8 protein-coding genes and 1 pseudogene are annotated in these 17,328 nt (G+C 74.7%); 4 read left to right on the top strand and 5 right to left on the bottom strand.

Features of this window, described 5'->3' with window-relative positions; translation table 11 throughout:
- Positions 1-99: 99 nt before the first annotated feature.
- Together ACFVUY_RS18225 and ACFVUY_RS18220 are read right to left on the bottom strand one after the other, a co-directional pair.
- Complete coding sequence (locus tag ACFVUY_RS18225; RefSeq protein WP_387685547.1) at positions 100-1,290, bottom strand: ROK family protein; 1,191 nt, start codon at positions 1,288-1,290, stop codon at positions 100-102.
- A 245-nt stretch (positions 1,291-1,535) separates the two neighbouring features.
- On the bottom strand, positions 1,536-2,711 hold the full coding sequence (locus ACFVUY_RS18220) for a mechanosensitive ion channel family protein (RefSeq protein WP_387685549.1): 1,176 nt from the start codon (positions 2,709-2,711) through the stop codon (positions 1,536-1,538).
- 494 nt (positions 2,712-3,205) lie between these two features.
- On the opposite strand from ACFVUY_RS18220, the pseudogene ACFVUY_RS18215 reads away from it, so the two are divergent.
- Positions 3,206-3,709: pseudogene (locus ACFVUY_RS18215) on the top strand (HNH endonuclease); the annotation flags it as partial.
- A gap of 317 nt (positions 3,710-4,026) precedes the next feature.
- Here the strand turns inward: ACFVUY_RS18215 and ACFVUY_RS18210 are convergent.
- On the bottom strand, positions 4,027-7,992 hold the full coding sequence (locus tag ACFVUY_RS18210) for a beta-N-acetylglucosaminidase domain-containing protein (protein ID WP_387730949.1): 3,966 nt from the start codon (positions 7,990-7,992) through the stop codon (positions 4,027-4,029).
- A 382-nt stretch (positions 7,993-8,374) separates the two neighbouring features.
- Here ACFVUY_RS18210 and malQ point away from each other — a divergent pair, with 382 nt between their 5' ends.
- Both malQ and ACFVUY_RS18200 read left to right on the top strand, forming a co-directional pair.
- The gene (malQ, locus tag ACFVUY_RS18205) at positions 8,375-10,537 is read left to right on the top strand and encodes a 4-alpha-glucanotransferase (protein WP_387730947.1); all 2,163 of its coding nucleotides are present in this window, start codon (positions 8,375-8,377) and stop codon (positions 10,535-10,537) included.
- Positions 10,538-10,557: 20 nt separating this feature from the next.
- A complete protein-coding gene (locus ACFVUY_RS18200; RefSeq protein WP_387685556.1) occupies positions 10,558-10,788 on the top strand; it encodes a hypothetical protein in 231 nt (76 codons plus the stop codon).
- Between the two features lie 120 nt (positions 10,789-10,908).
- Here ACFVUY_RS18200 and pepN read toward each other — a convergent pair whose 3' ends face one another.
- Both pepN and ACFVUY_RS18190 read right to left on the bottom strand, forming a co-directional pair.
- Positions 10,909-13,488, bottom strand: a complete 2,580-nt coding sequence (pepN, locus tag ACFVUY_RS18195; RefSeq protein ID WP_387685558.1) for an aminopeptidase N — start codon at positions 13,486-13,488, stop codon at positions 10,909-10,911.
- Positions 13,489-13,732: 244 nt separating this feature from the next.
- On the bottom strand, positions 13,733-15,397 hold the full coding sequence (locus ACFVUY_RS18190) for a PQQ-binding-like beta-propeller repeat protein (protein WP_387730945.1): 1,665 nt from the start codon (positions 15,395-15,397) through the stop codon (positions 13,733-13,735).
- A 482-nt stretch (positions 15,398-15,879) separates the two neighbouring features.
- Between ACFVUY_RS18190 and ACFVUY_RS18185 the strand changes: the two genes are divergently transcribed.
- Complete coding sequence (locus tag ACFVUY_RS18185; RefSeq protein ID WP_387730942.1) at positions 15,880-17,058, top strand: ROK family protein; 1,179 nt, start codon at positions 15,880-15,882, stop codon at positions 17,056-17,058.
- Positions 17,059-17,328 lie beyond the last annotated feature (270 nt).

The following is a 17,328-nucleotide window of genomic DNA, read 5'->3' as shown; positions in this document are numbered from 1 at the left end:
GATCCTCCTGGGGGTGCGCGGGCAGGCCTCGTTGCCTCGGTTCCCGCGTTCGGGGGTTGGGGAGAGGTGGGTGCAGGTGGCGAGGTGACAGGGGGAGCGTCAGTGGGTGGAGAAGACCGCCTCGCGGGCGTCGGACAGGGCACGTTGCAGGGCGCCGAGCAGGACCGGTGAGCCGGACAGGGCACTGCTGCGGACCTCCGGCCGGGCGATGGAGATCCGTGCCAGTTCGTCCTCGACGAGAGCGCGCAGCCGCTCGCCGCCGGCGCTCGGCACCACGCCGGAGAGGACCACCAGTTGGGGGTCGACGACGGCGACGATCACCGCCAGCCCGACGGCGAGCCGCCCGGCCAGCTCGGCGAGGAAGGCGTCACCGGCGCCCGGGAGGGCCAGCGCCTTGGCGATGGACTCCTGCGCGGTGGCCGCGCCGAGCCCGTGCTCACGGGCCAGGGCTCGGACGGCGGGAGTGCCGACCAGGGCCTGGAACCCGCCGAACTTGCGGCGGCGGGCGTCCCATTCGACCGGCGAGTCGGGCAGCGGCATGTAGCCGACCTCCCCGGCGCCGCCGGTGAAGCCGCGGTGCAGCCGCCCGGCGATCACGATCGCCGCGCCGACCCCCGCCCCGGCCCAGAGCAGGACGAAGTCCTCGAAACCGGCCGCGGCGCCCGAGGAGCGCTCGGCGACGGCGGCCAGGTTCACGTCGTTCTCGATCGACACCGGCGCGCCGATCGCCTCGGTCAGCTCCTCGACGAGTCTCGGCGAGTGCCAGCCCGGCAGGTGGGAGGCGTAGCGCAGCTTGCCGGTGACCGGGTCGGGGGCGCCGCCGACGCCGATCGCGGCGGTGCGCAGGACGCCCTCGGGCAGGCCGGCGGCCCGGACGGCCTCGGCCACCGCGGTGGCGACGGCCGGGACGGTCCCGGCGGCCGGGACGCCCTTGGTGGGCACGGTGTGCTCGGCCAGCGTGGTGCCGGTGATGTCGGCGACGGCGACCCGGATCTCGCTGTTGGTGACGTCCAGTCCGGCGACGTACCCGGCGGCCGGATTCACCTGGTACAGCCGGGCGTTGGGGCCGGGGCCGCCCGCCGTGGTGCCGACCGGCAGGACCAGCCCGGCCGCCTCCAGCCGGGCCAGCAGCTGGGAGGCGGTGGGCTTGGACAGCCCGGTGAGGGAGCCGATCTGGGTGCGCGAGAGCGGCCCGTTCTCCAGCAGGAGTTCGAGGGCGGCACGGTCGTTGATGGCGCGCAGCAGGCTGGGGGTGCCGGCGAGGGGGGCCCTGGCGGTGTTCTTGGTCATGCCCGGAATCCTCCCCTTTCGGCTGGTCGGGACGGTCCGCGGGTGTCCCCGGAGCGGGGAGCGGGCGGGCTTCGGACGAACTGTTAGGAAACTTTCCAGTCGCTTGGGAAGGACCGTAGGGCCGTGTCGGCGGAGTGTCAATGGTGGGTGGAGCGGAGGATGCCGAAGCGTTACCGGACACGACGCAAGCCCCGCACCCGGCGTACCGGGTGCGGGGCTTGCGTCGTGTCCGTACGGTCGCCGGGCTACGGCTTCGCCGCGTCGTCCGCCCCCTTCGCCGCCGGGATCGGTTCGGTCGCCCGGTAGCGCGGCGAGGCCGGGTCGGCCAGCGCGGACGGCGCGGCCTGCTCGGCGGCCGGCACCGGCGAGGGCGCGATCACCACGCCGGTCGCCCCGGCGGCGGCCGCCGGGACCTCCTCCTTGACCTTGATCCCGGCCCGGTCGAAGGCCGCCTTCAGCCGCTGGCGCAGCGCCCGGGAGACGGCGGCCGCCTTGCCCGGGGCGGTCCGGGCCTCGATCCGCAGCACCACCGAGTCCGAGGCGACCGACTCCACACCCAGGATCGACACCGGCGCCCAGACCAGCTCGTCGTACGGGGCCTCCTTGGCCATCTCCTCGGCCGTCGCCAGGATCAGGTCCTCGACCCGGAGCAGGTCCTCCTTGTACCCGACCTGCACGTCCACCGAGGCGGTCGCCCAGCCCTGGCTCATGTTGGCGATCCGCTTCACCTCGCCGTTGCGGATGTACCAGATCTCGCCGTTCGCCCCGCGCAGCTTGGTGACCCGCAGACCGACCTCCAGCACGGTGCCGGTGGCCACCCCGGTGTCGATCTCGTCGCCGACGCCGTACTGGTCCTCCATGATCATGAAGACCCCGGAGAGGAAGTCCGTGACCAGGTTGCGGGCGCCGAAACCGATCGCCACACCGGCCACACCGGCGCTCGCCAGCAGCGGCGCCAGATTGACCCCCAGCGCGGACAGCACCATCAGCGCCGCCGTGCCCAGGATCGTGAAGGAGGCGACGCTGCGCAGCACCGAACCGATCGCCTCCGAACGCTGCTGGCGCCGCTCGGTGTTCACCACCCCGGTGTTGGCCAGCAGCCCGCCCAGCCGGCTCTCCTCCTGGTGCTCGGAGGTGCGCGCCATCCGCCCTATCAGCTGGGTGATGAGCTTGCGCACCACGGCCCGCAGCACCAGGGACAGCACGATGATGAAGACGATCCGCAGCCCCGAGGCCAGCCAGCCCTGCCAGTGGGTGTCGAACCAGCTGGCGGCCTGCCGGGTGGTCTCGGAGACCTCCTGCGCGCTGGTCGGGATCCGCAGGTCGAGCTCGGGCAGCTGCGCGGTGGGGCTTGGGGCCGGCGTCGGAGTGGTGAGCGTCGAGGACGCGTCGGACGGACCGGTGGCACCGGAGCTGAACACGTGCAGGCCTTCCTTGCCGGGTGAGTGGCGGGCCCGCACCGCCGAGGAGCGGCCCGCGGACCGTGAGCGTCAGCCTATCCGCCGCCGCATGCCCGCCCGGACCGGCCGGGAACCTCCCGTGAGCGTGCCCGCGGGCGTACGGAGCGTCCCGAACGCCCCGTCAACGCCCCCGTACGCTCCCCCCGCACCCGGGCGCCGAGGCCCTCCAGGGCAGTCGGGACACTGCTCCGGACGGCCGAACCCTGCCCCCGGAGGGCCACCCGGCAGGGTCACCGGGGCGCGCCGCACCGCCACCCGGGTGCAACCCGACCTTCCCCCGGGCATACCGGCTATGACAGAGACCACACCCGGAGTTCACGTCAGGTCCGTTACACAGGAGTGGTGGCGCCGTACAAAGGCGTAAGGCGACACTGGGGGAGATCGCGCACGCGTGGCGCGATCCAACCGCTCGTCCCGGCGCGAGCCACGCGCCGCAGGCGTCCAAGGAGGCATCCGTGCCGCATGTCCTGGTCCTCAACGCGTCCTACGAGCCACTCGGCGTCGTATCGATGCGCCGCGCACTCATCCTGGTCCTCAACCACAAGGCGGTCAGCCTGGAGGACTCGGGAGTCACTCTGCACAGCGCCACCAGCGCCCTTCCGGCGCCGTCCGTCGTCCGCCTGACCCGCTTCGTGCGGGTCCCCTTCTGCGGGCCCGTCCCGCTCACCCGCCGGGCGCTGTTCGCCCGCGACCACGGCCGCTGCGTCTACTGCGGGGCCGCCGCCACCAGCGTCGACCACGTCATCCCGCGCAGCCGCGGTGGCCAGCACCGGTGGGACAACGTCGTGGCGGCCTGCCGCCGCTGCAACCACACCAAGGCCGACCGCCACCTCACCGAACTCGGCTGGCGGATGAAACGACCACCCGCGCCGCCCAGCGGCCTGGCCTGGCGCATCATCGGCACCGGGATCAAGGACCCGCGGTGGCGGCCCTACCTGGAGCCCTACGGCGGCGGCGACCAGCTGCGCGCCCCGCAGTGGGGCGAGTACGAGCACCGCGACCATACCGAGCAGCCGGTCCACCCCGTCCCGCTCGGCCGGGCGCACCCCGGCCACCCCGCCCCCGTCCGCCGCGGCGAGCAGCCCGAACCGCTCTCCGCCTGACCCCAGCTTCACAAGGGCCCGCCCGTCACACCGTCGGTACGCGCCTCATGGGCCGCCGAGCCCCCCGCACCGGGGAGCCGGCGGCCCGCCGCGTTCCGGGGGCCGCCTCTTCCGAGGCCTCCCCGTCCGAGGCCTCCACCGCCGGGCCCGGCCCGGCCGCTACGGCTTGGCGGCTACGGCTTGGCGGCCGCCGGGGGCGCCGCGGGGACGCCCGGCACGCCGCCGGGCTGGACGGGCTGGGCGGGCTGCCCTGCCGGAGGCTGCGGTGCGGCCGGCGGGGTCACGGCGTACAGCTCGACACCCCACAGCGAGTAGCCGTACTTGGTCGCCCGCGCCACGCCCTGCACCCGGACGTACCGGACCCCGGGCGCGTCGAAGCGCACCGTCTCGTCGCCGCCCTTGCCGTTGTCCACCGTCGCGGCGTCCGTCCAGGAGTTCCCGTCCGCCGAGACCTGGATCCGGTACGAGGCGGCGTACGCGGCCTGCCAGTGCAGCACCGCCGCGCCCAGCCGGGTCGCCTGCGGCAGCTCCAGTCGCACCCAGGCGTCGTCCTTGGGCGGCGAGGACCAGCGGGTCTTCGGATCGCCGTCGGTGACCGCCGAGGCCGGGAAGTTCGCCGTCTCGTCGCCCGAGGAAGTGGCCTTCGCGCCGGCCGCCAGGTCCGGACCGCCGGTGGGCGGCACCACGTGCACCTGGAGCACCTGCCGGACGGTGGTGGTGCCGGCCACGAACTGCACCGGCACCCGGTACGTCCCGGACGGCGTCTCCGCGGAGGCGCCCACCAGCAGCGGCACGCCCACCCGGCCGCCGCGCGGCACGGTCACCGGGCCGGCCGGGGTCACGGTCAGGCCCTTCGCGGCGGCCGGCACCTCGGTGCGCAGCTCGCCGGTGGTGCCCTCGGGGCGGCCGGCCTCCACGGTGGCCCGGGTCGTCACCGGCGCGGAGGCGCCGGTGACCACGTCCAGGGCCGGGTCGGAGAGGCTCAGCCGGGCCGCCGGGGCGTCCGAGTACCACGGGATCACCTGGTTGACCACCGGCGGGTCGCCGCCGGGCTTCCAGGTCAGCCGGAACGCGTCGGCCGGCTGCCCGCCGGCCGGCAGCTCGTTGTAGCCGGGCTGCACGGTGCCGATGTCGGCCCAGGTGCCGTCGGCCCGGCGCACCGCGACGGTGGCGGTGGCGTGCACCGCCGGGTCGGTCAGCACGGTGAGCCGGTCCAGCGGGCGGGCCGCGCCCAGCTCGACGACCAGCGGCTCGTCCAGCGCGGTCGGCGCCTTGGCGGCCCGGTACGCGGTGTCCGGGTTGCCGTCCAGCACGGCGGCGGCGGAGGAACCGGGCGCCGCGTCGGGACCGCCGCTGACGCTGGCCGGCGACTCGTCCGGGGCGGTGACGGTGAACTCGCGCACCGCGACGGCGGTCTTCTGCGCGGCGGTGGCCCGCAGCCGCACCGCCCGCACCACGGTGCCCGGCGGCAGTTGGGCGCTGACCGTCCTCTGGTTCCTGACGGTGGCGAGCTGCTTCCAGCCGCCCTCGCCGGTCGAGTACTCCAGCACGCCGTCGCGGATGTAGTCGTCCGCGGCGGACCGGGCGTCCGGGCCGTTGCCCCAGCCGCCCATCAGCACGGTCACGCCGCTGACCGGGCGGCCCGCGCCGAGGTCCAGGCCGACCGCGTCGCCGGGCTGCGGGGGAGCGGAGCTCCAGTAGAACGTGTCGGCCACGCCGTCGGTCATCAGCGCGGGCAGGTGGTCCTGCGCGGTGCCCATGGTGGTGGTCGGGGTGAGCCCGCCGCCGCCCACGCCCGCCCAGTTGTCGGCGGCGCGCACGGCGCGGTCCAGGAACGGGCCGAGCACCCCGGCACCGACAGTGGCCGGGGCCCGGTCCAGCTGCTCGCGCAGCCGGTTGAGCTCGACCCGGGCCTTCCAGGCCGCGGCGCCGTCGCCGCCGTGCTGCGCCAGCACCATGTCGAGGGCGGCCTGCCCGGCCAGCCCGTAGTCGCGCAGCGGGCCCAGCCAGGGCGCGGCCTCGCCGGCCAGCTGGGCGGTGGCCGGGGTGCCGGCCAGGGTCTGCTGGGCGGTGGCCATGGCGGCGAGGGCCTCCCGCAGCGGGGCGGCGGCCTCGATCAGCCGGGCGAGGTCGGGAGTGGCGCCGGAGGTGGGCTCGGCGGCCGCCCAGAACCGGTCCAGCAGCGGCGTCAGATAGCCGGACTCCTGCTTGGACAGCGGCGAGGAGGTGCTGTTGCCGGCCAGCGCGAGGACCGCGGACAGCGCCGTCCCGGCGGGCGTCGGGGCGGCGCCGGTCGGCCCGGCCAGCGAGCGCACGGCGGCCTGCCAGGACTCCTCCGGCTTGTACCCGGCCGGGTTCCAGGCGAAGTCGCCGGCCGTCGAGACGGCGATCCGGGAGGCCACCGGCTGCTGCATCGCGCCGGTCAGCAGCACCGCCGAGCGGGTGGCCACCTCCGGGTCGCGCCCGGTGTAGGCGCCGAGGAAGAGCCGGTCCGGGGTGGCGTCGTTGACCGGGTAGTTGTCCATGGTGAGCAGCGGGCGCCCGTACAGCCCGGCGGTGTCCGAGGCCTGGGCACCGGTGATCTTCTCCGGGATCACCCCGACCCCGCTCCAGGCCACCTGCACGCCCTCCGGCAGCGCCGCCGCCAGCGCCTTGCGGTACGGGGTGGAGCCCTGCTGGTGGTACTCGGTGGGGACGACGGACAGCGGCGCCAGGCCCGGGTTCCGCGCGATCAGCCGGTCCTGCACCTTCCGCACCAGCGCGGCCTGCGCCTTGGCGGCCGCGGCGGGCCCGGTGCCGTACTCGTCGCGGTCGTCGCCGCAGTGCCACTCGTCGTAGCTGACGTCCAGGAACTGCAGCTGGAAGGCGGTGAAACCGAGCCCCCGCAGCCCGTCCAGCTTCTTCACCAGCGCGTCCACGTCCTTGCCGGAGCTGAAGCAGAAGGACTGCCCCGGGTCGATCGCGTAACCGAGCACCACGTGGTTCTGCCGCGCCCGGAAGCCCAGTTCGCGCAACTCCTCGGCCTGGGCGGCGGGGTAGGCGTTGCGCCAGCGGGAAAGACGGTACGGGTCGTCACCGGGGGCGTAGAGGTAGAAGTTCTGCTTGGAGCGGCCCAGGAAGTCGACCTGCTCCAGTCGCTGCTGGGCGGTCCACGGGGTGCCGTAGAAGGCCTCCGCGGTGCCGCGCACCGGCGCGCCGGTCGGCCAGTCCCGCAGCGTGACCCCGGGCAGGCCGAGCCCGGCCGCACCGGGCGCCTGCCCCTGCCCGGCCGGTACGGCGGCGAGCAGCTGACGCAGGCTCTGCGCGGCGTAGAAGGTGCCGGTGGCGTCCACGCCGGCCAGCACCACGGCGCCGTACGTGCCGCCGCCCTGGGCGGGCAGCTGACCGGCCGACAGCACGTACCCGCCGGCCGGCATCCCCGCGGTCGTCGGCCCGGTGCCGTCCTTGCCGCCGGCCGCCGCGGACAGCTGCCGCAGCACCCGGTCCACCTCGCCGCCGGCGCCCTCGGCGGGCCCGCCGACGTACACCACCAGCGAACCGGCGGCCGGCGTCCCGCCGTCCGGCTGCGGCGTCACATCGCGCGCCCCGGCGACCTCCAGCACCTCGTGCACGGCCCGCACCGCGCCCTGGTCCACCTTGGGCGCGGTCACCACCGTCACGGCCGACGGCACCGTGACGGGCTTGCCCGCCACCGTCTGCTGCTGCGGCTTCGGGAACACCCTCGGGTCGGTCACGCTGCCCAGCGGCGTCTGCGGCGCGGCGCTCACCACGTCCGGCGCCGAGACCGCCGAAGCCGCCGCGTACGCCGTCGACGGCAATGAGCCGGCCAGCATCCCGCCGACCACCGCCGCGGCCGCGACCCCGGCCGCGATCTGCATCGTCCGCCGCCCCGGCCGGCCCGCGGCCCGCCCGGCCCGATCCGCCCGCTCCTCGCGCACCGAGGCCAGCAGCGGCTCCGTGCCCTTGAGGTCGGCGATCAGCCGGTCCGCCGTCCGCGGCGCCAGCTGACGGCACGTCCGCGCCGTCGCCCGCCGCGCCACCACCGCCGCGGGGTGCTGCAGCACCTCCCGCAACGCCGGACTCTGCTCCAACTGCGACCGCAGCCGCCGCCCGGCCGCAACGGACACTCGGGCTTGCACAGGAGCCTCCTCGCCAGGCCGGAACCACATCCCGGCAACCCCACCAGCTGGCCAATCCGGTGTCAATGTCACCGACAGCTACGTCTGGATTGCCCTGCTTCATTCCCTTGTGGAGGCCGGGGCCGACCCCTGGTGCGGTGCGGCCGTGACCAGCAGAATCGGCGTCACGATGCGACACCGTGTCAATCGTGGCCGGGGGGAAGGGAGCAACGGATGGTTCCACCATCGCCGCGCCGGTGGCTGCCGGCCCTGATCGCGGTCGGCCTGATCCCCCGGCCGTTCCGTCCGGCACCGTCGTGTCGCGCTGGGTGATCGTGGTGTCACGCGGGTAGGACTGTGGCTGTCCCGACCGGGCGTTGCCGAGACATCGCAGGAGCCGCGAGTGGCCGCTTACCACGACAGTGACGGAGCCGAGCAGGTGCCGGCGCAGGACGCTCCGCCGCCGCCCGCCGAACTGGTGGCGCTGGCGCAGGCGTACGGGGTGGACACCCGGTACCCGGGGGCCGGCGGGCAGACGGTGGGGGCGCGGACGCTGGTCGCGGTGCTGGGGGCGATGGGGGTGGTGGCCGGGACGCCGCAGGAGGCGCGGGAGGCGCTGGAGCGTCACCGGGCCGGGCAGCGGGCCCGGTTGCTGCCGCCGTGCGTGGTGGTGCGGCAGGGGAGGCGGGCGGCGCTGGACGTGCCGGCGGACGCCCGGCTGCGGGTGGAGCTGGAGGACGGGGGCAGCTGGGAGCTGCCGCGGGGGCACTCGCACTGGGTGCCGGGGGACCTGCCGCTGGGGCGTCACGTGCTCACGGCGCGGAGCGGCGAACGGACGGCGAGGGCCGCGCTGATCGTCGTCCCCGAGCGGCCGCCCCAGCTGCCCGGCCGCAGCTGGGGGTTCCTCGCCCAGCTGTACTCGGTGCTGTCCGAGCGCTCCTGGGGCATGGGCGACCTCGGCGACCTGGTCGAGCTGGCCCGGTGGGCGGGGGCGGGCCTCGGCGCGGGCTTCGTGCAGATCAATCCGCTGCACCAGGCGCTGCCCGGCGCCCCCTCCGACCCCTCCCCGTACCGCCCGTCCTCGCGCCGTTTCGCCGACCCGGTGCACCTGCGGGTCGAGGACGTCCCCGAGTACGCGTACCTGACCGCGGAGCAACGGCAAGGGGCCGAGGAGCCGGCCCGGCGCGCCGCCCGGCTGCGCGAGGAGGTCCTCGGCCACGACGCGCTGATCGACCGGGACGCCGTCTGGCAGCTCAAGCGCGAGGCCCTGGAACTGCTGCACGAGGTGCCGCGCGGCCCCGGCCGCCAGGCCGAGTACGAGGCGTACCTGCGCCGTGAGGGCGAGTGGCTGCGCCGGCACGCCCTGTGGAACGCCCTCGCCGAGGAGCACGGCCCGGACCGGCAGCACTGGCCGAAGGGCCTGCGTCACCCGGACGGCCCACAGGTCGAGCAGGCGGAGAAGGAGCTCGCGGAGCGGGTCGAGTTCCACCGCTGGCTCGCCTGGCAGGTCGACCAGCAGCTCGCCCACGCCCAGCGGGCCGCCCGCGGGGCCGGCATGCCGGTCGGTCTGATCCACGACCTGGCCGTGGGCGTCCATCCGGACGGCGCGGACGCCTGGGCGCTGCAGGACGTGCTGGCCGACGGCATCTCGGTCGGCGCCCCGCCGGACGCCTTCAACGCCCACGGCCAGGACTGGGGCCTGCCGCCCTGGCGCCCGGACGCGCTCGCCGAGGCCGGCTACGCCCCGTTCGCGGAGCTGCTGCGGGCCGCCGCCCGGCACGCCGGGGCGCTGCGGATCGACCATGTCATGGGCCTGTTCCGGCTCTGGTGGGTGCCGAAGGGCCATCCGCCGACCGAGGGCGCGTACGTGCGCTACGACGCGGAGGCGATGCTCGGGGTGCTGGCGCTGGAGGCGCACCGGGCCGGTACGGCGGTGATCGGCGAGGACCTCGGCACGGTGGAGCCGGGTGTGCGGGAGGAGCTGGCGGAGCGCGGGGTGCTGGGTACGTCCGTGCTCTGGTTCGAGCGGGACTGGCAGGCCGGCGGCGCGATCCTCGGCCCGGACCGCTGGCGGCCGGGCTGCCTGGCCACCCTCACCACCCACGACCTGCCCAGCACCGCGGCCCGGCTCTCCGGCGAGCACGTCGAGCTGCGGCACCGGCTGGGCCTGCTGGCCCGGCCGCTGGGGGAGGAGCAGGAGCAGGCGGCGGCGGAGCTGGCGGACTGGCGGGCCGAGCTGGCCGGGCTGGGGCTGCTGGGCCCGGACGAGCCGCTGACGATGCCCGTGCTGTACCGCTTCCTGCGGGCCACCCCGGCGGAGCTGGTCGGGGTCTGGCTGCCGGACCTGGTCGGCGACCCGCGCCCGCAGAACCTGCCCGGCACCTGGGACCAGTACCCGAACTGGCGCCTGCCGGTCGCCGACGGCTCCGGCGGGCCGGTCACCCTGGAACGCCTCGCCACCGCCCCCGCCGCCGGGCTGCTGGCCCAGCTCCTCGCCCTGCCCGACTTCCTGCCGGGCTCCCTGCCCGACTCCGCCAGGCGGACCCCGACGCGCGCCGTCCTGTAAGCGGCGGGTAAGTTGGAAACGTGGACAAGAGGAATGCTTTGCGAGCCGGCGCGGTCAGCGCAACGGTCACGCTGATGATGCTGCTGTCGTCGCCCGCCATGGCCTTCACCAGGGACGACGGTGACGACCCGGGTTCCGGCCTGAGTGTCGGTGAGACCATCGGCCTGTACGTGGTGGTCCCGCTCGTCGCCTTCGCGATCATCGCCGCCCTGGCCGGTATGCCGTACGGCAGCAAGGCCAAGAAGAAGTAGCTCCTCGTAGAGGCGAGCGCCGCGTCCACCAGGACCCGCACGACGTCCACCAGGACCCGCACGACCCCGAAGGGGCGCCGGACGATCCCGTCCGGCGCCCCTTCGGCTGTTAGCGCACCGTCAGCGGGCCCCCGCCGCACGGTCGGCGTCCTGGGCCTTGAGGGCGCGCTCGACGCCCGCCCGCGCCTCGACGACCTGGCGCCGCAGCGCCGGCGCCGGCTCGGCCGAGGCCAGCCACGCGTCCGTGGCCTCCAGGGTCGCGGCCGTCACCTGCAGGGCCGGGTACAGCCCGACGATGATCTGCTGCGAGATCTCGTGGCTGCGGGTCTCCCAGACGCCCTTGACCGCCGCGAAGTACTTCGCCGCGTACGGCGCGAGCAGCTCGCGCTGGTCGGACTGCTGGAAGCCGGCGATGACGGCCTCCTGCACATAGTTCGTCAGCTTGTCGGACTCCACCACCGACGCCCAGGCCTGCGCCTTGGCCTCGGCGGTCGGCCGGGCGGCGCGGCAGGTGGCCGCGTGCTCCTGGCCGGCCGCGGTGTTGTCCCGCTGCAGCTCGGCGGCGATGGCGGCCTCGTCGGCCCGGCCGGTGGCGGCGAGGCGCACCAGCAGGGTCCAGCGCAGCTCGGTGTCGACCGCGAGGCCCTTGATCTCGACCGAGCCGTCCAGCAGCCCGGCGAGCAGGCCCAGCTGACCGTCCGTACGGGCGACCGAGGCGAGGGCGCGGGCCCAGGCCAGCTGGTGGTCGCTGCCGGGCTCGGCGGCGCGCAGGTGCTCCTCCGCGGCGGCGGCCCAGCGGTCGAGGCCCTGCTCGCGCCACTGCGGGTCGGCGTAGGCGTCGAGGGCGAGCTTGACCTGGCGGTGCACGGACTGCACCACGCCGATGTCGCTCTCGCGCCCGATGCCGGACAGCGCCAGCGCCAGGTAGTCGCGGGCGGCCAGCTCGCCGTCGCGGGTCATGTCCCAGGCGGAGGCCCAGCACAGCGCGCGCGGCAGCGAGTCGGCGAAGCCGCCGAGGTGCTCGGTGACGACGGCCAGCGAGTCCTCGTCGAGCCGGATCTTGGCGTACGAGAGGTCGTCGTCGTTCAGCAGCACGACGGCCGGGCGGTGGCGGCCGACCAGCTCCGGCACCTCGGTGCGCGGGCCGTCGACGTCCAGCTCGATCCGGTCGGTGCGCACCAGCGCGTCGCCGTTCAGCTCGTACACGCCGATCGCGATGCGGTGCGGCCGCAGCACGGCCTCGCCCTTGGCGCCGGCGGGCAGCGCGGGGGCCTCCTGGAGCACCGCGAAGGACTCGATGTCGCCGTCGGTGTTCACCGTGATCGAGGGCCGCAGCACGTTGATGCCGGCGGTCTCCAGCCAGGCCTTGGACCAGGCCTTGAGGTCGCGGCCGCTGGCCTCCTCCAGGGCGCCGAGCAGGTCGCTGAGCCGGGTGTTGCCCCAGGCGTGGCGCTTGAAGTACGCCTGCACGCCCTGGAAGAACGCGTCCTGGCCGACGTACGCCACCAGCTGCTTGAGCACCGAGGCGCCCTTGGCGTAGGTGATGCCGTCGAAGTTGACCTGGACGTCCTCCAGGTCGTTGATCTCCGCCATGATCGGGTGGGTGGACGGCAGCTGGTCCTGCCGGTACGCCCAGGTCTTCATCTGGTTGGCGAAGGTGGTCCAGGAGTGCGGCCACTTGGAGCCGGGAGCCTCGGCCTGGCAGACCGCCTCGGCGTAGGTCGCGAAGGACTCGTTCAGCCAGAGGTCGTTCCACCACTCCATGGTGACGAGGTCGCCGAACCACATGTGGGCGAGCTCGTGCAGGATCGTCGCGGCGCGGGCCTCGTAGGCGGCGTCGGTGACCTTGGAACGGAACACGTACTGGTCGCGCAGGGTGACGGCGCCCGCGTTCTCCATCGCGCCGGCGTTGAACTCCGGGACGAAGAGCTGGTCGTACTTGGCGAACGGGTACGGGAAGTCGAACTTCTCCTGGAAGTAGTCGAAGCCCTGCTTGGTGACCTCGAAGACGGCCTCCGGGTCCAGGAACTCGCGCAGCGAGGGCCGGCAGTAGACGCCCAGCGGCACCTTCTGCTCGCCGTTCTCGTAGGTGTCGAAGACCCCGACGTACGGGCCGGCGACGAGCGCGGTGATGTAGCTGGAGATCCGGCCGGTGGGCTCGAAGGTCCAGACCCGGGTGTCGCCCTCGCCGACCGGTTCCGGGGTCGGCGAGTTGGAGACCACGACCCAGCCGTTCGGCGCGGTCACGGTGAACGCGAACGCGGCCTTCAGGTCGGGCTGCTCGAAGTTGGCGAAGACCCGGCGGGCGTCCGGCACCTCGAACTGGGTGTACAGGTAGGTCTCGCCGTCGACCGGGTCGACGAACCGGTGCAGGCCCTCACCGGTGTTGGTGTACTCGCAGGTCGCGACGACCCGCAGCTCGTTCTCGGCCGCCAGGCCCGGCAGCGGGATGCGGCTGTCGGCGAAGCTCGCCGGGTCGAGCCGCACGCCGTTGAGGACGACCTCCTCGACGCTCGGGGCGACGAGGTCGATGAAGGTCTCCGCGCCGGGGGTGGTGGCGGTGAACCGGACCACGGTGGTGGACCGGAAGGTACCGCCTTCACGGGCCGAACCGAGGTCGAGCTCGATGTCGTACGCGTCCACGTGGAGGAGGTCGGCCCGGGTGCGGGCCTCCTCACGGGTCAGGTTTGTGCCGGGCACTCGCTGCACTCCTTTGTCAGACTGATGCTCCGAATCCTCGCACGTCCAACGGACGGGGCGGCCGAAAAATCGCGGGCGGGGCGGGCCCGGGCGATCAGCCCGTTCCTGCCCCGCCCGCGTGGTCCGCGACGAGGGGTCATGCCCCGGTCGTCACCCGGTCGTCACCCCGGTCACCCCGGTCGTCAACCCGGTCACCCCGGTCAACCGGTTCGCCCGGGGCGCCGGTCGGTTCGTCGGCCCGGCGTCACTTCTTCCACTTGGTCAGCGGACCGTCGCTGGCGCTGAAGCGGCGGAACGCGTAGACCGCGGCGCCGTCGTCCGAGATCAGGTACTCGGAGCTGCTGCTGCCGATGCCCATGCTGCTCGGCATGGTCATGGTGCCGAGGTCGGACAGCGAGCCGTCGGTCGGCGAGAGCGTCACCAGCCGGGCCGGCTTGTTGTAGCCCTGGTCGACGACCGCGCGGACCTTGCCGTCCTTGTCGGTCCCGGCCACCAGGCGCATGTCGTTGCTCGTCGAGCCGGAGGTGGCCGCCCACAGCCGCTTGCCGGTGGTCAGGTCGTAGGCGTTGATGCCCGGCTTGCCGCCGCTGACCTGGACGTACAGCGTGGTGCCGCTGACCACGTTGCGGGTGACGGCCTCGTCCTGGCCGGAGAGGCGCAGGCTGTCCGCACCGGGCTCCTTGACGGACATCTGGTTGCCCGGCTTGTTGTCCTTGTCGAACGGCAGGATGTAGTCGCCCTGCGGGCCGCTGGACATCAGCAGCACCAGCGGCTTGTCCTGGACGACCGAGTCGACCTGCTCGATGCTGCCGGTGAGGGTGATCGGGGCGCTGGTCGGCTTGCCGGTCTCGGCGTTGACGACGACCAGCTGCGACTTCGGGCCGGTGGTGCCGTAGCAGCGGTCGCTGACCGCGATCTGGACGCCGGCCGCCTTGCCGCGCACGGAGCAGTCCTTGTCGCGCGGCTGGAACTGCCAGGCCGGCTGGCCGTTGGCGATGTTCAGGGCGCCGACCATGTTGCCGCCGACGGCGACCACGTTCTCGGTGACGCTGAGGGTCGGCGAGGACATCCGGTCGGCCGAGACCTTGACGCTCCAGAGCAGCTTGCCCTGGGTCAGGTCGACGGCGCCGACGGTGGAGCAGTCGCTGTCACCGGTGTTGAAGGAGACAGCGGCGACGCCCTTGGAGTTGGCGCCGTAGGAGGCGGTGCACAGCTCCTTGCTGCCGGCCGGGACGGGAACGGTCCAGGCCTCCTTGCCGTCGGTCAGGTTGTAGGCCTTGATGCCCGAACCGTCGACGCGCACGGCGAGCTTGTCGGTGCCCCAGACGCCGAGCAGCTGGGTCGAGGTGTCGGCGCCGGCCGGCTTGGGGACGCTCCAGGCGACGTTGTAGCTGCCGCCCTTGGGCCCGGGGCCGGGGGTCGGGCCGCTGCTGGTGCCGCCGTTGTCGGTGGTGCCGCCGCTGTCCGCGGCGACCGGGCCCGGGGCCGGGTCGGGGGACGGGTCGGGGTCCTTGAGCAGGACGACCAGGGCGACCACGATCGAGATCGCCAGCACACCGCCGATGATCCCGCCCCACAGCATCACGGGGTTGCGCTGCTTGGGCGGCACGGGCGCGACGGGGTAGCTGTACCCGGGCTGCTGCTGCGGGTAGTTGTAGCCGCCGGTGTTGTAGGCCTGCCCGGCGTTCGGGGCGCCGTACGGGGAACCGGGGACCGGGTCGTACGGGCCGAGCGGGGCGGCGCCGGGCGGCGGCGGGGCCTGGCTGGGGAACCCGGCCGCGGTCGGCGCGTACGCCGCGTACTCCGGGCTGCCGGCGGGCGGCTGCGCGGGCGGCGTCGGCGGTTGGGCGGGCGGCGGGCCCGCGGGCGCGGCCGGGCCCGGGACGGCCGCGCCGTCGAGCTGCGTCATCTGGTCCGCGACGGCGGCCGGATCCACACCGCCGCCCGGCGGGCGCCCGAACGAGACGCCCCGGTTGTCCTGCGGACCGTTGCCGGGCGTTTCGCCTGACCCCGGCGTAGGGTGATCCCCTGCCATCTGATTCCCCGTCATGTCTGGAAGCGTCCCCTTGCCGGTGCCGTCCACGGCTCCGAGGGGACGGGTGAGAATTGGGCACCATGCTAATGGTGTGTCGTTTTCGGCCGCCGCCAGGAGAGCCGATCCCCGTCTCCGCAGGTCCGGGCCGCGCAACACCTTCACCCCCCGATCACCGCGCCGCCACGCCCGCGCCCCGGCGCTCCGGTCCGCGCCGGTCGGCCGCCGTCCGCGCCCGGGGCCCCGCCCGCCCCGGCCGGGACCACCGGCCGGGACCCCTGCCCGGGCCCCCGGGCCGTACCCTTCAGGAGTTGAAGGGGACGCCCGGCGGAGGGGTCCCCGCCCTGGGAGGGTGGATCATGTCGACGGACACACCGGGCTCGCAGTCGTCGCTGCACCGGGCGAACCTGGAACGGGTGCTCCGCGCGGTGCGGATGGCCGGCTCGCTGACCCAGGCCGAGATCGCCCGCGGCACCGGACTGTCCGCGGCCACCGTGTCCAACATCGTGCGGGAGTTGAAGGAGAGCGGCACCGTCGTGGTCGCCGACACCTCCTCCGGCGGCCGCCGCGCGCGCAGCGTCTCGCTCAGCGGGGACGCCGGCATCGTGGTCGGCATCGACTTCGGCCACACCCACCTGCGCGTCGCGGTCGGCAACCTGGCCCACCGGGTGCTGGCCGAGGAGAGCGCCCCGATCGACGTCGACGTCTCCGCCCAGCAGGGCTTCGACCGCGCCGAGGCGATGGTCGAGCGGCTGCTGGCGCAGGCCGGGTTCCGCCCCGACAAGGTGATCGGCGTCGGCCTCGGGGTGCCCGGCCCGATCGACGTGGAGACCGGCGCGCTCGGCTCCACCGCGATCCTGCCCGGCTGGACGGGCATCGCCCCGGGCCGGGAGCTGACCGAGCGGCTCGGCATGCCGGTGCACGTGGACAACGACGCCAACCTGGGCGCGCTCGGCGAGCTGGTCTGGGGCGCCGGCCGCGGGCTGAGCGACCTCGCCTACATCAAGGTCGCCAGCGGCGTCGGCGCCGGGCTGGTGGTGAACGGGCAGATCTACCGAGGGCCGGGCGGCACCGCGGGTGAGATCGGGCACATCACCCTGGACGAGGCCGGGCCGGTCTGCCGCTGCGGCAACCGCGGCTGCCTGGAGACCTTCGTCGGCTCCCGCTACCTGCTCTCGCTGCTCGCCCCCACCCTCGGCCCGGACCTCAGCCTGCCCCGGGTGGTCGAGCTGGCCCAGCAGGGCGACCTCGGCTGCCGCCGGGTGATCGCCGACGCGGGTCGGCAGATCGGCACCGGCGTCGCCACCCTGTGCAACCTGCTCAACCCGCGCCGGGTGATCCTCGGCGGGGACCTCGCCGAGGCCGGCGAGCTGGTGCTCGCCCCGATCCGCGACTCGGTGGCCCGCTATGCGATCCCGAGCGCCGCCCGTCAGCTCTCGGTCGTCCCCGGCACGCTCGGCGGCCGGGCCGAGGTGCTCGGGGCGCTGGCCCTGGTGATGAGCGAGATGGGGGAGTCGGGCGCGCTCGGCCGCGCCTGACGCCGCCGGCCGGCGCACCTCGGCCGGCGCACCTCGGCCGGCGCACCTCGGCCGGCGCACCGCGGACGGGGGCGTCCCGAACGTCCCGTCCCGGACGGTCGGCTCCGCCCGGATAAGCATGGTCGAACGCCAGTGCGTCAATCCGGCGTGACCCGCCTCCCCCGCCCGACCTCCCGGAATGGCGGTAACCGAACCGTGGCATCGGGCGCGCCGCTCGGCGTCCGGGAGGCGGACATTAGACTCGACCGGTCGGCCCCGGCCGGGACCGCC

The organism is Kitasatospora sp. NPDC058063 (assembly GCF_042885395.1).
In the GTDB taxonomy this organism is placed as follows: Bacteria; Actinomycetota; Actinomycetes; order Streptomycetales; family Streptomycetaceae; genus Kitasatospora; species Kitasatospora lactacystinica.
Note: the sequence above shows the minus strand (reverse complement) of the source record. Positions and strands in the feature narration are given on the sequence as shown.

What these genes read in the sequence shown, in the direction of transcription:
- ACFVUY_RS18185 (WP_387730942.1), top strand. Translation starts at nt 15,880, where the DNA reads ATGTCGACGGACACACCGGGCTCGCAGTCGTCGCTGCACCGGGCGAAC.
- ACFVUY_RS18225 (WP_387685547.1), bottom strand. Translation starts at nt 1,290, where the DNA reads ATGACCAAGAACACCGCCAGGGCCCCCCTCGCCGGCACCCCCAGCCTG.
- ACFVUY_RS18190 (WP_387730945.1), bottom strand. Translation starts at nt 15,397, where the DNA reads ATGACGCAGCTCGACGGCGCGGCCGTCCCGGGCCCGGCCGCGCCCGCG.